Below are 16,738 nucleotides of genomic sequence, written 5' to 3' on the forward strand. Positions count from 1 at the left end.
CCTGTCGATGCACGCGATAACCCTGCGCCAGATTGAAATCTTCTATGCGGTGATGACGACCGGCAATCTGACCGAGGCCGCTGCACTGCTGCAAACCTCTCAGCCCACCGTCAGCCGTGAGCTGGCACGCTTTGAGAAACTGATTCAATTGCAATTATTCGAGCGGGTGCGGGGCCGTTTGTCCCCAACGGTTCAAGGCTTGAGGCTGTTGGAGGAGGTTCAACGCTCTTATTATGGCCTGGATCGCATCGTTAACGCCGCCGCGGGCATCCGCCAGTTTCAGCAAGCACAGCTTTCGATCGCTTGCCTGCCTGTGTTCTCGCAGTCGTTGTTACCTGCCGTGTGCAAACCCTTTATTGATCGCTATCCAGAAGTGAGCTTCAGCGTCATCCCGCAGGAGTCACCGTTGCTGGAAGAATGGTTGTCGGCACAGCGCCACGATTTGGGCCTGACGGAAAATACCCTGACACCGGCAGGCACCGAGCGCATGACGCTGATGACGTTGAACGAAGTGTGCGTGCTACCGGCAGGGCACCCACTGCTGGCAAAAACGGTGCTGACACCGCAGGACTTTGCTGATCAACACTTCGTCAGCCTGTCAAACACCGACAGTTACCGCCAACTGCTGGACTCGCTGTTCAGTGAGGAAGGGGTGAACCGCCGTCTGGTGATGGAAACCCACAGCGCCGCATCAGTCTGCGCAATGGTTAAAGCCGGGGTCGGGGTGTCGATCGTCAACCCGTTAACGGCGCTTGACTACGCCCACAGCGGCGTTCACATCCGCCCATTCAGCGTTGACGTCCCCTTCACCGTCAGTTTGATCCGGCCGTTGCATCGTCCGGCCTCGGCACTGGTCACCGCCTTTACCGAGCATTTGCAACAGCAGGCGGAGACGCTCCCCGCCCGCTTGGCCGCGGTAATTACGCGCTAGCCGGGCGCTTGGCACGGCTGAAGGTGATCAGGCACAGAACCAACCCCAGCAATGCGATCCCCGCAGCGGCCAGAGGTACGCTGGTCAATCCCAGTCCTTGTGCGATCACGACTCCACCTACCCAGGCACCAATAGCATTGCCGACATTAAACGCGGCAATGTTCAGCGTGGACACCAGATTGGGGGCTTTCTTACCGTAAGTCACCACGTTGATTTGCAGTGCGGGTACCGCAGCAAATGCCGCCGCCGCCCACAGGAACAGCGTGATTTCTGCCTGCACCATCGCATGGCTGGTCCAGCTAAATAGCGCAGCGAAGCAGGCAATCACCAGGAAAGTGCAGGTCAACGTCAGCGGCAAACGCCAGTCAGCCAGACGGCCGCCAAGGATATTGCCCAGCGTCAGGCCCACGCCCATCAGCAGCAGCGTCCAACTCACGCCGTGCGACGAAACGCCGGTCACTTCAGTCAACAAGGGGGCGATATAAGTAAACAGCGCGAACATCGATGCGGCAAAAGCCACCGTCATCAGTAGCGAAAGCCAGATACCGCCGCCGCGCAGCGCCGCCAACTCTTTTTTCAGATCGGTCGGTGTTTCATCCTTCACCGTTGGCAACTTGCTGTACAGCGCCATCAAGGATAATACGCCGATCACGGCCACCGCCCAGAACGTCGAGCGCCACCCCAATGCCTGCCCCAATGCGGTGCCGAGTGGCACACCCAACACGTTAGCCAGCGTCAGGCCGGTGAACATCAGCGCGACCGCAGAGGCACGACGATTAGGTGCCACCAGGTTAGCCGCCACAACCGCACCAATACCGAAAAACGCACCGTGGCACAGTGCAGTGATAATGCGCGCCAGCATCAGGAAATCGTAGCTGTAACCCAGGGCGCACATAATGTTGCCAAAGATAAAAATCACCATCAGCAGCAACAAGGTCTTTTTACGCGGCAGCCTGGCGGTCAGCAGCGCCATGATCGGCGCGCCGATAGCCACACCCAGCGCATAACCGCTGATCAACCAACCGGCGGAAGGAATAGAGACCTGCAGATCCCTGGCAACTTCAGGCAGCAACCCCATAATAACGAACTCGGTCGTGCCGATGGCAAATGCACTTAATGCCAGTGCGAGCAGAGAAACAGGCATGTGTAACGCTCCCAATCAACAAAGCCCCGGCGGCAGTCGCACGAGGCAGATAAAAACACAAAAAATCGCCGGGCAGCCTGACAGGTTGCCCGTGAAGAATCAGAAATGGTGTTCAAAGAGCCAGGGAATCTGCTTAACCCTATAATTATTAAGTCTTATTCACCCTTCTCACACGACAGGAATAACATGATGGTCAGTATGAGAACCAGTGACCGGGCCGTGACAGGGCACAAAAAGATCCCCTCAGCCGTCTAACCGCTTGAATGCGCTGATGATGAAAAATGTGTATAAATGTTACCGTGTTGTTAACGATATCAGCGCAGCGTCGCCCGCCAGTCGGCATCATTAGCAAACCACTCCACCAGAAAATCCAACATGGTGCGCAAAGTGGCTGGCATCTGCCGGCGTGAGGTGTAAATACCGTAAATCCCCATAGATTGGGGCTGGTAATCCGGCATCAGCTCAATCAGCTCGCCACTGGCCAACAACGGCGCTGCCGAATAATAAGGCTGCATGGAAATACCGGCCCCCTGTACGGTCCCCGCCATCAACACCACGGATTCATTGGCACTGAGATTACCGCTCACCGCGACCGCCGATTTCACCCCTTGGTGATCAAAATGCCACAGGCTTTTACCGAAGTAGGAATACGTCAGACAGTTGTGCAATGCCAGATCTTGTGGGTGACGTGGCGTACCCTGCGCCGCCAGATAAGCCGGAGACGCACAGACTACGGATGCACAGGATGACAATGGCCGAGCGATTAAATTGGGATCCAGTTCATTCGTGATACGCAATGCCAAATCAATGCGCTCTTCCACCAAATTCACCGTGCGATTATTCATTTGCAGATCCACCGCAACCTGCGGGTGGCGCTTGAGGTATTGCGCAACCGCCCCCACCAGCACCGTCTGACCCAAGGACTGCGAACAGGTGATGCGCAGCAAGCCACGCAGTTCGTCGCTCTGTTCACTTTCAACCAGATCAATCTCACCTGCCAGTGCCAGCATCTGTCGGCAACGCTCCAATGTGCGCTCTCCGGCGTCAGTCAGACTAAGCTTACGGGTAGTACGGTGCAGTAAACGTGCGCCGGCCCATTGCTCCATCTGGGCGAGATAACGGGTCACCATCGCTCGCGACATTTCCAACGTTTCTGCGGCGGCAATCATGCTGCCACGGTCAACAATGGTGATAAAAACCTCAGCTGCGGTAATGCGATCCATGATTCGTCCGATTTACGCAATGAATAATTGCTTATTATCCGGTTTTTCTATCGCTTTATGCAACCTAACATCTGTACAACATTAATCGCGACTCAAGGATCTCTAACCATGTTTAACAAATCATTATTGACTCTGGCCTTCGCCGGCATCACGACCTTCAGTGCCTACGCCACTGCGGCCAATACCCTGACCATGGAAGTGTACAATCCAGGCGAGAAAAGCGTGTTCCCTGTGTCATCTGAAATCATCAGCGGCAAACACGAAGTGGCCTTGATCGATGCCCAGTTCCAGCGCAACGACGCGGAAGAACTGGTGAAAAAGATCAAAGCGACCGGTAAAAAACTGACCACCGTCTATATCAGCCATTCAGATCCTGATTTCTACTTCGGTCTGGACGTCATTAAGGCCGCTTTCCCACAGGCAAAAATCATCGCGTCACCCGGCACGATCAAAGAAATCAACGCAACCAAAGACGGCAAAGTCGCGTACTGGGGCCCGATCCTGAAAGATAACGCACCAAAAGCGGTCGTTGTACCTCAGGCGTTGCAGGGTGACAGTTTCACCGTTGACGGCCAGAAAGTGGAAGTGAAAGGCCTGACGGGCCCAACACCAGAGCGCACCTATGTGTGGATCCCCGCGCTGAAGGCTGTCGTGGGCGGTGTTCCCGTTGCCGGTGACAATATCCACCCGTGGGTCGCCGATAACCAAACGGTTGAATCACGTGCACACTGGCAACAAACGCTGGAAGGCATCAAAGCATTGAAGCCAAACGTCGTTGTTCCTGGTCACTTCCTGCCGGGTGCCGATCAGACGCTTAAGTCAGTCACCTTTACCCAGAATTACCTGACCACGCTGGAAGCTGAGCTGCCGAAGACCAAAAACTCTGCAGAACTGATTGCGGCGATGAAAAAGCATTACCCGAACCTGAAAGACGAATCGAGTCTGGAACTGAGCGCCAAGGTGCTGAAAGGCGAAATGAAGTGGCCTCAATAAGCGTGCAACAAAAAGCAGGCTAAGGCGTTATTGATTGCACAGATAGGTACCTGACCTCTTCCAGGTGGCAATGCTGCCGCCTGGAAGACAAGAGGTATAACGAGGAATAAAGATGACCGGCACGACTCTGCATTACATTTTCGATCCGCTGTGTGGCTGGTGCTATGGCGCTGCCCCACTGGTAAAAGCGGCCAAAACTATTCCAGGGCTGACCATCGCCCTGCACGCTGGCGGCATGATGACCGGCAACAATCGCCGTCAGATCACGGACGAATGGCGCAACTATGTCATTCCGCACGATAAACGTATTGCGGAGTTAACCGGGCAACCTTTCGGTGAGGCCTATTTCAACGGGCTACTGCGTGACACCACCGCAGTCATGGACTCTGAGCCGCCAATTACTGCAATACTGGCGGCCCAAGCGCTGGCAGGGCGTGGGCTGGATATGCTGCATCGCATTCAAGAGGCGCATTATAAGGAAGGCCGACGTATCGCCGACACGCCGGTGTTGGAAGCCTTGGCGAAGGAGTTAGGCTTAGCCTCTGCGCCGTTCATCGCCGAAATGCGTTTTAACGCCGGTGCGCCGACCGCCCAGCACATTGCGCAAAGCCGGGCGCTTTTGGCCAAAATTCACGGTCAAGGGTTCCCGACCTTTGCGTTGGAAGACAGCGAAGGTCGTTTGCGCCAACTCCCTGTGGGTAACTATCTGGGCAATGTCGAGGCCTGGAAAGAGTTGCTCAGTGGTGCCACCACCTGGGCTTAAAGCGGCCACAGCCCCGGGCGTTCATGCGATTGAATGCCCGGGGCTCACTATTCAACCCGCACAAAGCGCCCTTCAGCCCGCACGTTAAAGCCAAAACCGCAGTCGCCATGGGTGCGCATGTCCAGCGAATCAGCCCTGAACTGCATGGACACATCACAGGTCGTTGCGTCCTCCGGTTCCCGTTGATGGTACACCGCTTTGCCATGTTCAATCGGCAGCACTTCGGCGAACTCCCCCATATTCGGTCCGTAATACAGGCCCATCTGCGGCATGTAATAGCCGGAATAGCTTATCAGCCAGTGCCCATCCTGCGGTTTGATGTCCACTTCGCTCCATACGCCACGTCCGGCATATTGCCAGTAGACACCGCCGGGCCCGTCCAACGGTGGCTGCTTCGCTAACCGCTGCTGCAACAGCGTTAGATTATGCCGAGATTTACTGTCTTGCGGCGCCAGCTCTAAATAAGCCCGAGCCTTGAGCAATTCACCTGCATGCATCAGGGCCAACGCCACGTTATTGTAGGCCGTGGCTGTCGCCTGTTCGTCCAGACCACAAAACTCGCTCCAGGCAGCCTGATCGCGGAAAATATCGGCGGCATGCGAATAGTCGCCGCGCTTATAGGCACTGTTCCCCAGTTCAGCGTAGCTCGCCACTTTGTGACAATCGGCATTAATATCCGGCTCATCAATCTGTGCCATAGCCTGGTCGCTAACGAGCACGCCATAGGCCAACAGCAAGGGGACCAACGCCTTCATCACTTATCCTTTCCGCAATAAAAAAAACCAATTTCGGCGCCAGTATAACCGCCATCGGGCATGGCATCACCCCTGACGATTCAGTCGCAATATTTCAAACGGTTAGCTGCGTTAAAACTGCTTACAGTCCAGGTTTGTTTGTTACTTGCCCCCGGCCCATGCTGAAGAAAATGCATAATTTATGGGATCCCATGAACACAACCCCTACCTCCAAACATGCCGTCTGGCAATTGATAAAGCCATTCTGGGTTTCGGAAGAAAAATGGCGGGCCTGGTCGATGCTGATCGCCATCATCGTCCTGTCGCTCGGGTTGGTGTATATCAGCGTATTGATCAACCAATGGAACCAAGTGTTCTATGACGCGCTGCAAAACAAAAACTACCCGGTATTCAAGGCACAGCTGTGGCGCTTTACCTATTTGGCACTCATTTTCATCGTGCTGGCGGTGTATAAAATTTATCTGACACAAGGCCTGCAAATGCGTTGGCGGCGCTGGATGACAGAGAAATTCATGGGCAAATGGCTGGCACATCAGGCCTATTACCACACCGAGCAACAGCAGATCGTTGATAACCCGGACCAGCGTATCGCCGAAGATCTCAACGTCCTGACACAGTACACACTCTCTTTGTCGCTCGGGCTGCTCTCCAGTCTGGTGACACTGTTTTCTTTTATTACCATTCTTTGGCACGTCAGTGGGCCAATGACCTTTATCATTCACCAGCATGCCATCACCCTGCCTGGTTACATGGTGTGGTTCGCCCTCTTGTATGCGGTGCTGGGTTCGCTCTTGATCTGGTGGGTCGGCAAGCCATTGGTCCAGCTCGGCTTTAATCAGGAGCGCTATGAGGCAAACTTTCGTTTCGGCCTGATCCGCATCCGTGAAAACAACGACGCGATTGCCCTGTATCAGGGTGAACCGCGCGAAGCACAACAGTTGGGCGGCCGCTTTGACACCATCCGCGCCAACTGGTGGTCAATTATGCACATCACCCGACGGCTCAACATTGCCACTAACTTTTACAGCCAATTCGCCATTGTTTTCCCAATGCTGGTGGCTGCGCCGCGTTACTTCTCTGGCGCCATCGAGATGGGGGGACTCATGCAGATCTCTTCCGCCTTTGGTCAGGTCCAGGGCGCATTATCATGGTTTATCGACGCTTTCAGCGATTTGGCAACCTGGAAAGCCTGTGTAAACCGTCTGGCCGGTTTTAACGCCGCCGTGGATCAGGTACACCATCAGCAACGCGGCATTCAATTGCAGCAGGAAAACGGCCAACCGGTGATCCTCGATCGTCTCAGCCTGCAGTTACCAGACGGCCAGCCTTTGCTGGATCCCACGTCGATGACCCTGAAACGCGGCGAACGCGTGCTGATTGTCGGCCCATCGGGCTGCGGTAAATCCACGCTGCTACGCGCTATCGCCGGTATCTGGCCATATGGCTCTGGTGCGATTGGGCGCGACGCCGCCAGCAGTACCCTATTTTTGCCACAGCGCAGTTATATTCCGATCGGTACACTGCGGGAAGCGCTGAGCTATCCGCATCTTGCAGCCGAATACCCTGATGAGCAGTTGTTGAAGGTGTTGGAAAATTGCCGGCTGAAGCATCTGCAGCGCTGGCTGGATACCAGTGCCAACTGGAGTCAGCGCCTGTCGCCGGGTGAACAACAACGGCTGGCATTCGCCCGCGCCATTCTTACCCGCCCAGACATTTTGTTCCTCGACGAAGCCACCAGTGCGCTGGACGACGAGACAGAACAACTGATGTACTGTTTACTGGTGGATGAGTTACCGCAGGTGACCTTAGTCAGCGTGGCGCACCGCAACAGCGTAGCGAAATACCATCAAAGCTGCTGGCGTTTTAATCGTGTGGAAGAAAACCAACCGGCCCGCATGTCACTGAGCCCACTGCCTGTCGCGGGCTAACCGACCGACTGGGCGCCCCCTACCATGGCGGCGCCCGGTTCCTCTCAAATACCGTCGGTTTGCACGTCCTCGCATTTTACCCGGCGTCTTTCATGCCATAGGCTGGTGAGGCCACGCTTGCCGCATGCCAGTGCCACTTCGCGAAACTCGTCCAGACTCAACCCTTCCCGCTCCAGCATCATTTCTGCCGCCAACTGCATATTCACCCCCGTCAGCACCTCACAATCGCCATGCAAGTCCGCCAGTTCACTGGCGCAGCGAAACGGTGAACCACCGAGCATGTCAGTCAGGAACACCACACCGTCCGGTTGCGTCACCTCAGCCAACGCAGCACCCAGCGCCACATTTAACTGGGCGGTGCTCATCTGTTCGGGAAAATTGACCGCGACGCAGTTCTCTTGCGGCCCCACGACCTGCTCAACCGCCTGCAACAGCCCACTGGCGAAGCCACCATGGCCGGTAATCACAATGCCTGGCATAGCCCTTTCCTCACAATAAACCGATAAATTTGCCCACGACCCCAATCACCACTGTCACGCCAATCAATTTGACGGGTGAAAAACCCCGCTTCATCAGGAAGAAAATCAGCAGCGTAAAACACAGGGGCAACAGGTTGGGCATAAGCTTGTCCAGCACGTCGGTCTGTAACGCCACTCTGGCCTTGCCGGCATGCATCACCAGCGGGGTAGAAAGGTGAACGTATGAGGCCACCAATGCACCGATTACCGTCATGCCGACAATCGACGCGGCGTGGGATATTCGTCGGGTGTGCGTTTTCAGCAGCGCCAACGCACTGGTGCCGGCCTGGTAACCGTAGTGCGCCAGCCCGAAACGCAAACCGAAGTGGAAAACGTTAAACAGCAAGAGGAAGACGATCGGCCCGAACAGGCTGCCTTCCAGCGCCAGCGAGGCCCCAATCCCGGCACAAATCGGCAGCAGCGTCAGCCAAAACAACGCGTCGCCAATACCGCCCAATGGGCCCATCAGCGCCACTTTTACTGCGCGAATGGTGGAAATCTTCTCCTTGTTTTGCTCCATTGCCAACACCAGTCCGGAAAGGAAGGTGACGTCAAACGGGTGCACATTGATAAACTCCATGTGCATTTTCATCGAGTTGGCCAGGTCCTGTGGATTGCGGTGGATCTTGCGCAAACCCGGGATCAGTTGGTACAGCCAGCCACCGGCCTGCATTCGTTCATAGTTAAACGACGCCTGCAACAGCAACGAACGCCAGGCCATGCGGTTGATATCTCCACGGGTCAACGCCTCAGCGGGTTGACTATCGACGTAGTCGTCCTGCTCGACCTGGCTGGTGGCCAGCGCCTGTGCTAAACGCTGTTCCGCTTTTTGTGCCAGCAGGTCGTCGGAATCATTAAATGCCATCTTCAGCATCCTCCTGTTGTACAGGCTGTTTGAGCGAATCCGCACCGGCCCGTTGACTGTTAAAGAAATCGATCAGTGCGATCGCCAGCGCACCCAGCGCCACGGCCAGAATGGGCAATTTCAGGAAGGTGACGGAAATGAAACCGAGGATGAAATAGGCCACGTAGGTTTTTTTCATCATCACTTTCATCAGCAATGAGAAACCAATCGCCGGCATCATACCGCCCGCTACCGCCAGGCCATCCAGGAGCCAAACAGGTGCTTTTTGCACCATGGCGCTGGCCGCATCAGCACCGAAATAAATCGGCAGAAACGCCACCACAAAATAGAACGCAAACAGGATGGTAATACCGAGATAATTCACCCGTTCAATGCCGCGCCAGTTCAGCTCTTTCACCATGCGGTCGCAACGGTGCATCATCGGCGAAAACAGCGTAAACAGCAGCGTAATGCAGCCCTGTACTGCAATCGAAAACGGCACTGCAACGCCGATCGCAACCTTGGGGTCAGCCTTGGTCAGAATGGCGAATGCCGTGCCAATTACCCCGCCAATCACCACATTCGGGGGCTGGGCTCCCGCCAGCGGCACCATGCCCATCCACACCAGTTCCAATGTGCCCCCGACCAACAGGCCGGTGTAAACGTCCCCCAGAATCAGACCAACCAGCGGCCCCAGCACGACCGGACGATGAAAGTGGGTCAGACCGTCAAACAGATCGACCCCTGCCAATCCTGCCAATAGTGCAATCAATAACGCATCAGTCAACATGATTACCCCCGACCTCAAAACAACAGTTTGCCGATCGCCTCACCCGCTTCATCCGGCACCCGGCGTACCTCACACTCGACACCCAGCGCTGCCAACTCACGAAAAGCGGCAACGTCATCGTCATCCAGTGAGACCGTTTTATGCACCTGTCGCTTCCCCTCGGCGAAATGCATATTGCCGACGTTCACGAAACGGATCGGCACCCCGCCCTGCACCAGCTGCAACACATCCTGCGGCGTTTTACACACCAAAAAGATCTTCTGCCGATCTGCCGCCTTGTGGATCACGTCGATGGTTTTCTGCAGCGTGAAATAGCGCGTCTGTACCCCTTCCGCCACCACCATGTCCATCAGGTTCTGTTGCACCGGATCGGCGGCGGCCTCGTCGTTGGCGACCACCACCAGATTCGCCCCCAAAGTATTGGTCCAGGTCACACCGACTTGGCCATGCACCAGGCGGTTATCGATACGCGTCATCAGGATATTTGGCATTTCAATGCACCTCCGGGTAACAGGCGGCATGGTAATCATCGAGCACCTGCGTCACCTTGTGCATCACCCAATCCTGCGGATCCTGGCTCAATTCACCCGCATTCATTGCACGGGCCTGATCGGGCAGATATTGACTCAACAGCGCCAACGGGACCGGATGACGGCGCAAATTGTCGACCAGGTGTTCCACTGCCTGCTGAACCTGCGGCTGCGGCCAGTAGTAACGCACCCGATCGCTCAGGCTGTAGTGGCGATCGAGATATTGTTGATGCGGGTTGCCGTGATAATAACGACTCCACTGCTGCGGCTGTTCGCGCATTACCTGTTCCAGCGTGGCGCAAAGCTGCGCCGACTGATGCTCGCCCAGCCATTCGCGTTCGATATGGTCAAGGGCGAACAACGCCTCGCGCAGTGCAAAGGTCAACGCCGGGCCGACTTTCAGGATAGCGAAGTGATCGCCCACCAATTGCCGGTAAGCCTGGGGCGGTTGGTAATCCGTTGAGTGTGCCTCGTAGACCATGCCCGGCTGCTTTTCGATAAAGTGGCTCAGCGCTTGGGCTCGTTGCGGCTGGTAGTGTTCTACGCTGTGATGATCAAACTCGACACCCGGCTGCACCACCAGCGCAATGGTTCGCGTCCAGGCATCGACCAATTCAGCGCGTTGCCACGCCAGCCGGTGTACGTCCAGCGTTTGCTGTACGGCCTGCGGCGTAGTGACCTGCATGCCTTCCAGCGCTTCCTGAGCGCCACCGGGTACCGGCACTTCTGTACCGATGACATAGACCGGCGCCTCACCGCCGCTTTCCTGCCAGGCGCGTTCCGCGACGGCACACAATCGTGCAGCGCGGATGGCCACCGTTTCATCATTCAGAGGGAAGGGATCGCCAGCGCAAGACATGGAGCAATCAAGGTGGATTTTACGAAAGCCGGCACGGACATAATCGTCGATGAGCCTTTCTGCCAGCATCATCGCTTCTTCAGCCGGGCGATCCTGCCAGGCATTCGGGCCGAGATGATCGCCCCCTAACCAGAGACGATCCCGTGCCAGCCCCACGTCATCGGCCAGCAGCCACAGGGCATCGCGGAATTGTGCCGCGGTTTGGCCGGTGTAACCGCCAAACTGATTGACCTGATTCGATGTGGCTTCCACCAGCACGGGTGTACCACGCTCTTTGGCCTGCCGCAGGGCTGCTTTCAGCACCCAGGGGTGAGCGGAACAAACGGAAAATATCCCAACCGGTTTTCCGGCCTTGTGCTGCTCAATAAGCTGTAACAACTGCTGCATGAATCCCCCACGCAGGCGCCGTACTACCGATCGGCGATGACAACCTCCACGCCCAACTCGGTTAACGCCCGCTCGTAATCGTCCGGAAGAAGGCTGTCGGTAATCAGCCGATGAATTTGTCCAGCTTCACGAATCATGCAAAAGCTCTTGCGACCAAACTTGCTGGCATCCGCCACGGCGATGATCTCGCGCGCCACCTCACACATCACACGGTTGAGGTGTGCCTCACCGGGGTGAGGCGTGGTGATACCGGCAGCCAGATCGAAGCCGTCGACCCCCAAAAACAGTTTGTCGAAACGGTACTGGCGCAATTGCTGTTCGGCAGCCGGACCATAGAGCGAGTAGGAGTTGCGGCGCACGCTGCCCCCCAGCACCATCACTTCCACCCCATCGTTGCCTGAAAGCTCATAAGCAATGTTCAGCGCATTGGTCATCACCACCAAATCGCGTCGCCCTTTCAGGAACGGCACGATTTGAGTGGTGGTGGAACCGGAATCGAGAATCAACGCGTCACCATCACGCACATAGCTTGCCGCTACGCTCGCGATCTGCGACTTCACGTCGCGGTTTAACCGCCCCTTGTCATGTAACGGGCGATCGAAGGCAAATTGTTGATTGAGCATGGCGCCGCCGTAAGCCCGCAACGCACACCCTTTTCGTTCCAGAAAGCGCAGATCGTTGCGGATCGTTACCGTGGATACTGCAAATTGCTTGCTGAGCTGCTCCACGCGCACGCTACCGTGCTCGCATAACAGATCGATAATGTGTTCACGTCGTTTTGCGGTATTCACTGGCATGAGCTGCGGTCCTCAGTTTTCCGGCCGGGCCGGGGAGAAGATGGCTTTCGCTCTACTGCGCTGGCATTACAGCAAAGCGAAAGCAATGAAATTGTGATCGGGGTTACAGCGCTGTTTTAGCAGAAAAACTGGCTGAAAACCTTTCGAATCGAAATGAAGTGAAAATTTTATAAGCGCAGAAAAAAGCAAAGTGAAATATCAGAGCGGGCGTAGCTGCCGGGGTGAGGAGCCGGATGATAGGCAGAAAACGAAAGCGGCGGTGTAACCGCCTGGCAGGCTGACTTTTAATTCATCAGGTGATCGGGATCACATATTGGCAATTATGCTTCCCCAGCATGGCATCGCAAATGCCCGAATTGCGTCGCCGGCGTTCAAGTGACCTCTTGTCAGGCCGGGGGATCTTCCCCTACACTGCGCGCAGATATCGGCCAAGGGTCGGTACGTAAGCGTTAACGTCAATCAACGCATCATGCTGTGCAGCATTGATTGACTGCATGCCCTGGTGCGAGGAACTCATGCCCCATTCTGCCTTACCCCAAACGTCTGCCGCCATAAAACGCCGTCGGTTACGCCATCCATTATTGCTGATCAGCGGCATTATGTTAGTCGCGGCCAACCTGCGCGCCGCGCTGACCAGCGTAGGCCCATTGCTTGAACAAATCCAACAGCAGTTATCACTGTCCGCTACCGCTGCCGGCCTGCTTAACTCACTGCCACTGCTGCTGTTTGCCGTGCTATCGCCAGTGACTCCCGGCCTGGCCAAGCGTATGGGCATTGAACGCACTCTGGGTATGGCACTATTACTGTTGGTTATCGGCATTGTGCTGCGCTCCCTGCCGCAACACGGCATGCTGTGGCTGGGCAGCGTTTTAATTGGCGCCGCCATCGCATTTGCCAACGTGGTGTTGCCGACACTGGTCAAACGCGACTTTCCGCAGCGTGCCGCGGCGATGATTGCAGGCTATGCCGCCGTAATGTCGCTGGTCGCGGCGACGGCCTCCGGCTTGGCCGTGCCGCTGGCAGCGATGAACGATCTAGGCTGGCGTTTTTCTCTGCTGTGTTGGAGCCTTCCGGCCCTATTGGCATTGATTATCTGGCTGCCGCAGCTGCGACGCCCCGCCACTGCCGTGAGCAGTACCACACCCGGTGTTCAACCTATTCCCTCTCGCTCTCCCTGGGGCAGTGCACTCGGTTGGCAGGTCGCGCTGTTTATGGGCTTACAGTCCATCACCTTTTACACCATTATCGGCTGGTTCAGTGCCTTTGCCGCCAGCCACGGCACCTCGCCACAGCAAGCGGGTTTTGAGCTGTTTATTTATCAACTGGTGGCGATCGCCGCTAACTTCGTCATGGTATTTATTCTGCCGCGCGCGCGGGATCAGCGAACTATCGCACTGTGCAGTTCACTGCTGATTTTTACTGGGGTAGCCGGCCTGTTACTGAGGCCTGAAAATTCGCTGGTGTGGCTGATTTTTGCCGGGTTGGGGGCGGGAAGTTCTTTGGTGCTGGCATTGTCCTTCTTTGGCCTACGCAGTAGTCATCATCACCAGGCAACACAATTGTCGGGAATGGCGCAATCGGTAGGCTATCTTTTGGCGGCATTGGGGCCCACGTTATTCGGTTTGCTACACGATCTAACGCAAGGCTGGCAGTTGCCACTGGCCATTTTGCTGGGTTTGACGCTGCTGCAGGTGCTGTTCGGCATGTTGGCCGGGCGCAACCGGGTTATTCATTAACACCAGGCCGCGTGGGTTGCTCCGATGTAGGCTCTACAGCGTCGTCTTGCCATAGGTCGTTGATAAACTCACGTTGCTCACGAGTCAACTGCCAGGAAGGGGGGATCTTGGCCGGGCTATCATCCCGGGCGCCCCCCGTCTTCTTTACGCGTTTTTTGTCCATCGACACATTTCCTAAATAAACAGCCAATAAATCACGGCGGCGACGGCCAGCCAAAACATCCCGCAGCCGATAAATACGCATAGCCAAGCTTTACGTTTGATATTTGCATCATCCTTGCTTATCACAGCCACCCCGTATAATAGATTAAATCAATTAAAACGTGATTATTGATCTATTTAAACGATCGATAAAGTGTTTTATTGCCCTAGTAATTTTATAAACATCTGCTACACATCCACTTGAAGAGAGGCAGCGACGAGAAAGGGTCTGGATAATGCGTCATGGGCGACGAATGTGTGTTGCATTAGTGAACGATGGCGCAGTGTGACACAACACAACAGATCAAAATTAAACCACCGGTAAATAAAGCAATACTCAATTAATTGACTTTATGTAAGGGGAATTTGCGGCAGGTTAAACTGGGGCTGGCTGGAGAAGTGACGTTATATGCTGTGTTCATCGGATAGCGCCATACGCTGACCAACGGCGATTCGGACCGCCAATGCGGCCCGAACGATAAGCCTCAGTCAATCTGCGAAATCGAGTCCCGGCTGGCGCGTTCACGATCGTTGCCGGTCAGCTCGCTTAAATGCCCATCACGCATTTGCAGCAACCTATCGGCATGTTCAAAGTAATGGTCATCATGGCTGATGGCGAAAACCGTTTTTCCCAGTGCGCGTAACTGCGGAAGCAACTCACGGTAGAAGATACGGCGGAATTGCGGATCCTGATCCGCCGCCCATTCATCCAACAGCAGCACATCGCGCTTTTCCGCCACGGCCAGCAGTAACGCCAGACGTTTACGCTGGCCTTGTGATAGTTGCGGATTGGTCACCCGCAGACCATCGAATTGCAGCTTGTCTTTCATGTTCAATCGATTAAGCCAACGTTCTACCAATTCGGCATCCGGTTGCTCCCCCTCTGGCCCCTGCAGGTGGTGGAACGGGTGGAAATCGGTAAAAATAGCGGAGAACAAACGGCGATAATCATGCATATCTGCCGGGGTCTGTGGCACACCGTCCAGCATAATTTTCCCGCTAACCGGTTGATATAAGCCGGTTAACAGCATTGCCAGCGTCGATTTTCCACTGCCATTGCCGCCAATCAGGAATACCAGCTCACCGCGGCGCAGCGTCAGGTTGATAGGCCCGACGGCGAACCCGGCTTTTTGCTCCGTCGCGCCATAATGGAACATCACATCGCGCAGTTCCAGGGTCTGCCAGGCTTTGGGGCTCACCGCAGGAAATGCGGGTTGGTAATCTGCAAGCTGTAACGCTTTGACTTTACCGAAAGCCACCTCTGCGCCAATCAGCGTCGGGAATGCCCCCACCGCCTGCAACAACGGCGTACGCAGGAACAACAACGTCAGTGAATAGGTCGCCGCCACCGCAGTATCCGCCCAGCCCAGGCTATTTGCCATATAGAACACCAGGCCAATCGCGCCCAGCATCATGATATTCGACCAATTTACCGCGCTGAGATGGTAAGTATCCGCGCGGATAATATGGTGTCGATAATCTTCGGCATCGGGCTGGTAGGCTTGCTGGTACAACGCTTTTGCACGATCGCGGTTCAGCGTCAGCTCTTTACGGCCATCAATTGCAGATTGGTAATGTTCATAAAGGCGTTCTTCCGCTTCACGCACGTTGGTCAGGTGGCGATACACGCGAGACACTAAACAGCCGCTACCCAATACCGTTACAGCAACCCATATCGCGGTGACCACCAACATCTTCGGTGACAACCACCCCAGATAGGCCGCCGATCCCAACGTCAAGACCACCCCTTGCACCAGCTCCGGCAAGCGCACAAAAGCAATCGTGATATTACGAATATCACTGGACAGGCTTGCCAGTAGCGAAGCGCTGCCCAGCTGTTCTATCCGCTCAATACGCGTATCCAGGATGCGCTTAACCAGTTGGCCGCGCAGTCGGAACACGAAATGATGGCCGAGCGTGGTCAGCGCTAACTGTGAGCCCAGCGTTACCGCCATCAGCAATGCCAATAAACCGAGGAATTCGGGTAATACGGCCAGAGGGTTGCCCGCTACCGTCATCAGCCGCAAATTTATAAAGGCGATGATACCTATGCCCAACGCCGCGCTGGCCATGGTTAACGCCATTACCGCCAAAAACGGCCAGCGATACTGGTGGTACACCACCCGTAGCAACTCCATGAAGAACCCTTACCCTAAATCTTGAGATGGCAGGCATTGTAAGCGGCACAAAAGTGATATCAATAACAATTCTCATATTGTCTCTGGTGATGGCGCTCTGGCCGCAAAAATGCCCATCTCCGCGGAGGATGAGTTTCAGGCGCAGAGATAACGCGTCGATCGAGGCGCACAAACTTGCCAACAAAGATGCCGCTTGAAGTA

The 16,738-nt window shown here is 55.5% G+C and carries 17 protein-coding genes; 5 read left to right on the forward strand and 12 right to left on the reverse strand.

What is annotated here, in order from left to right:
• Positions 1-7: 7 nt before the first annotated feature.
• A complete protein-coding gene (locus ACI2J2_RS22405; protein WP_209639748.1) occupies positions 8-931 on the forward strand; it encodes a LysR family transcriptional regulator in 924 nt (307 codons plus the stop codon).
• Here the strand turns inward: ACI2J2_RS22405 and ACI2J2_RS22410 are convergent.
• Both ACI2J2_RS22410 and ACI2J2_RS22415 read right to left on the reverse strand, forming a co-directional pair.
• Complete coding sequence (locus tag ACI2J2_RS22410; protein WP_209639745.1) at positions 921-2,075, reverse strand: MFS transporter; 1,155 nt, start codon at positions 2,073-2,075, stop codon at positions 921-923. The genes ACI2J2_RS22405 and ACI2J2_RS22410 overlap by 11 nt on opposite strands.
• A 314-nt stretch (positions 2,076-2,389) precedes the next feature.
• Positions 2,390-3,298: a LysR family transcriptional regulator gene (locus ACI2J2_RS22415; RefSeq protein ID WP_209639743.1), complete on the reverse strand. Its 909-nt coding sequence runs from the start codon at positions 3,296-3,298 to the stop codon at positions 2,390-2,392.
• 108 nt (positions 3,299-3,406) lie between these two features.
• Here ACI2J2_RS22415 and ACI2J2_RS22420 point away from each other — a divergent pair, with 108 nt between their 5' ends.
• Together ACI2J2_RS22420 and ACI2J2_RS22425 are read left to right on the forward strand one after the other, a co-directional pair.
• On the forward strand, positions 3,407-4,291 hold the full coding sequence (locus ACI2J2_RS22420; protein WP_404760877.1) for an MBL fold metallo-hydrolase: 885 nt from the start codon (positions 3,407-3,409) through the stop codon (positions 4,289-4,291).
• A gap of 112 nt (positions 4,292-4,403) precedes the next feature.
• Complete coding sequence (locus tag ACI2J2_RS22425) at positions 4,404-5,054, forward strand: DsbA family protein (RefSeq protein WP_265556499.1); 651 nt, start codon at positions 4,404-4,406, stop codon at positions 5,052-5,054.
• A gap of 47 nt (positions 5,055-5,101) precedes the next feature.
• Here the strand turns inward: ACI2J2_RS22425 and ACI2J2_RS22430 are convergent, their stop codons facing one another.
• The gene (locus tag ACI2J2_RS22430; RefSeq protein WP_209639734.1) at positions 5,102-5,809 is read right to left on the reverse strand and encodes a tetratricopeptide repeat protein; all 708 of its coding nucleotides are present in this window, start codon (positions 5,807-5,809) and stop codon (positions 5,102-5,104) included.
• A gap of 191 nt (positions 5,810-6,000) precedes the next feature.
• Between ACI2J2_RS22430 and ACI2J2_RS22435 the strand changes: the two genes are divergently transcribed.
• On the forward strand, positions 6,001-7,737 hold the full coding sequence (locus tag ACI2J2_RS22435; protein ID WP_404760878.1) for an ABC transporter ATP-binding protein/permease: 1,737 nt from the start codon (positions 6,001-6,003) through the stop codon (positions 7,735-7,737).
• Between the two features lie 44 nt (positions 7,738-7,781).
• On the opposite strand, the gene agaF is transcribed toward ACI2J2_RS22435, so the two are convergent.
• From agaF to agaR, 6 genes are read right to left on the reverse strand one after another with little or no spacing between them, the layout of a single operon-like run.
• On the reverse strand, positions 7,782-8,216 hold the full coding sequence (agaF, locus tag ACI2J2_RS22440) for a PTS galactosamine/N-acetylgalactosamine transporter subunit IIA (protein WP_209639728.1): 435 nt from the start codon (positions 8,214-8,216) through the stop codon (positions 7,782-7,784).
• A 10-nt stretch (positions 8,217-8,226) separates the two neighbouring features.
• On the reverse strand, positions 8,227-9,120 hold the full coding sequence (locus ACI2J2_RS22445; RefSeq protein ID WP_265556504.1) for a PTS system mannose/fructose/sorbose family transporter subunit IID: 894 nt from the start codon (positions 9,118-9,120) through the stop codon (positions 8,227-8,229).
• Positions 9,110-9,889, reverse strand: a complete 780-nt coding sequence (agaW, locus tag ACI2J2_RS22450) for a PTS N-acetylgalactosamine transporter subunit IIC (RefSeq protein WP_209639722.1) — start codon at positions 9,887-9,889, stop codon at positions 9,110-9,112. The genes ACI2J2_RS22445 and agaW overlap by 11 nt, the downstream gene beginning before the upstream one ends.
• 14 nt (positions 9,890-9,903) lie before the next feature.
• Entirely contained in the window at positions 9,904-10,380 is a 477-nt protein-coding gene (gene agaV, locus ACI2J2_RS22455) for a PTS N-acetylgalactosamine transporter subunit IIB (protein ID WP_037418370.1), read from the reverse strand.
• Between the two features lies 1 nt (position 10,381).
• Positions 10,382-11,665 carry a D-tagatose-bisphosphate aldolase, class II, non-catalytic subunit gene (locus ACI2J2_RS22460; RefSeq protein ID WP_209639719.1) on the reverse strand — a complete coding sequence of 428 codons (1,284 nt, stop codon included), beginning with the start codon at positions 11,663-11,665 and terminating at the stop codon, positions 10,382-10,384.
• A gap of 23 nt (positions 11,666-11,688) precedes the next feature.
• Entirely contained in the window at positions 11,689-12,462 is a 774-nt protein-coding gene (gene agaR / locus ACI2J2_RS22465; protein WP_037418365.1) for a transcriptional repressor AgaR, read from the reverse strand.
• Positions 12,463-12,977: 515 nt separating this feature from the next.
• Here agaR and ACI2J2_RS22470 point away from each other — a divergent pair.
• A complete protein-coding gene (locus ACI2J2_RS22470; RefSeq protein ID WP_265556510.1) occupies positions 12,978-14,198 on the forward strand; it encodes an MFS transporter in 1,221 nt (406 codons plus the stop codon).
• Here the strand turns inward: ACI2J2_RS22470 and ACI2J2_RS22475 are convergent.
• From ACI2J2_RS22475 to ACI2J2_RS22485, 3 genes are all read right to left on the reverse strand, one after another.
• The gene (locus ACI2J2_RS22475; protein ID WP_209639713.1) at positions 14,188-14,361 is read right to left on the reverse strand and encodes a hypothetical protein; all 174 of its coding nucleotides are present in this window, start codon (positions 14,359-14,361) and stop codon (positions 14,188-14,190) included. The genes ACI2J2_RS22470 and ACI2J2_RS22475 overlap by 11 nt on opposite strands.
• 11 nt (positions 14,362-14,372) lie before the next feature.
• Positions 14,373-14,486 (reverse strand): YmiA family putative membrane protein, encoded by a 114-nt coding sequence (locus ACI2J2_RS22480; protein WP_209639711.1) that lies wholly within the window; start codon positions 14,484-14,486, stop codon positions 14,373-14,375.
• A 398-nt stretch (positions 14,487-14,884) separates the two neighbouring features.
• The gene (locus tag ACI2J2_RS22485; RefSeq protein ID WP_404760879.1) at positions 14,885-16,537 is read right to left on the reverse strand and encodes a multidrug ABC transporter permease/ATP-binding protein; all 1,653 of its coding nucleotides are present in this window, start codon (positions 16,535-16,537) and stop codon (positions 14,885-14,887) included.
• Between the last annotated feature and the right edge of the window lie 201 nt (positions 16,538-16,738).

Source organism: Serratia sp. NPDC087055, assembly GCF_044900985.1.
Classification (GTDB): Bacteria; Pseudomonadota; Gammaproteobacteria; order Enterobacterales; family Enterobacteriaceae; genus Serratia.

Coding starts and splice junctions, on each gene's coding strand:
- ACI2J2_RS22405 (WP_209639748.1), top strand. CDS start 8: ATGCACGCGATAACCCTGCGCCAGATTGAAATCTTCTATGCGGTGATG.
- ACI2J2_RS22410 (WP_209639745.1), bottom strand. CDS start 2,075: ATGCCTGTTTCTCTGCTCGCACTGGCATTAAGTGCATTTGCCATCGGC.
- ACI2J2_RS22415 (WP_209639743.1), bottom strand. CDS start 3,298: ATGGATCGCATTACCGCAGCTGAGGTTTTTATCACCATTGTTGACCGT.
- ACI2J2_RS22420 (WP_404760877.1), top strand. CDS start 3,407: ATGTTTAACAAATCATTATTGACTCTGGCCTTCGCCGGCATCACGACC.
- ACI2J2_RS22425 (WP_265556499.1), top strand. CDS start 4,404: ATGACCGGCACGACTCTGCATTACATTTTCGATCCGCTGTGTGGCTGG.
- ACI2J2_RS22430 (WP_209639734.1), bottom strand. CDS start 5,809: ATGAAGGCGTTGGTCCCCTTGCTGTTGGCCTATGGCGTGCTCGTTAGC.
- ACI2J2_RS22435 (WP_404760878.1), top strand. CDS start 6,001: ATGAACACAACCCCTACCTCCAAACATGCCGTCTGGCAATTGATAAAG.
- agaF (WP_209639728.1), bottom strand. CDS start 8,216: ATGCCAGGCATTGTGATTACCGGCCATGGTGGCTTCGCCAGTGGGCTG.
- ACI2J2_RS22445 (WP_265556504.1), bottom strand. CDS start 9,120: ATGGCATTTAATGATTCCGACGACCTGCTGGCACAAAAAGCGGAACAG.
- agaW (WP_209639722.1), bottom strand. CDS start 9,889: ATGTTGACTGATGCGTTATTGATTGCACTATTGGCAGGATTGGCAGGG.
- agaV (WP_037418370.1), bottom strand. CDS start 10,380: ATGCCAAATATCCTGATGACGCGTATCGATAACCGCCTGGTGCATGGC.
- ACI2J2_RS22460 (WP_209639719.1), bottom strand. CDS start 11,665: ATGCAGCAGTTGTTACAGCTTATTGAGCAGCACAAGGCCGGAAAACCG.
- agaR (WP_037418365.1), bottom strand. CDS start 12,462: ATGCCAGTGAATACCGCAAAACGACGTGAACACATTATCGATCTGTTA.
- ACI2J2_RS22470 (WP_265556510.1), top strand. CDS start 12,978: ATGCCCCATTCTGCCTTACCCCAAACGTCTGCCGCCATAAAACGCCGT.
- ACI2J2_RS22475 (WP_209639713.1), bottom strand. CDS start 14,361: ATGGACAAAAAACGCGTAAAGAAGACGGGGGGCGCCCGGGATGATAGC.
- ACI2J2_RS22485 (WP_404760879.1), bottom strand. CDS start 16,537: ATGGAGTTGCTACGGGTGGTGTACCACCAGTATCGCTGGCCGTTTTTG.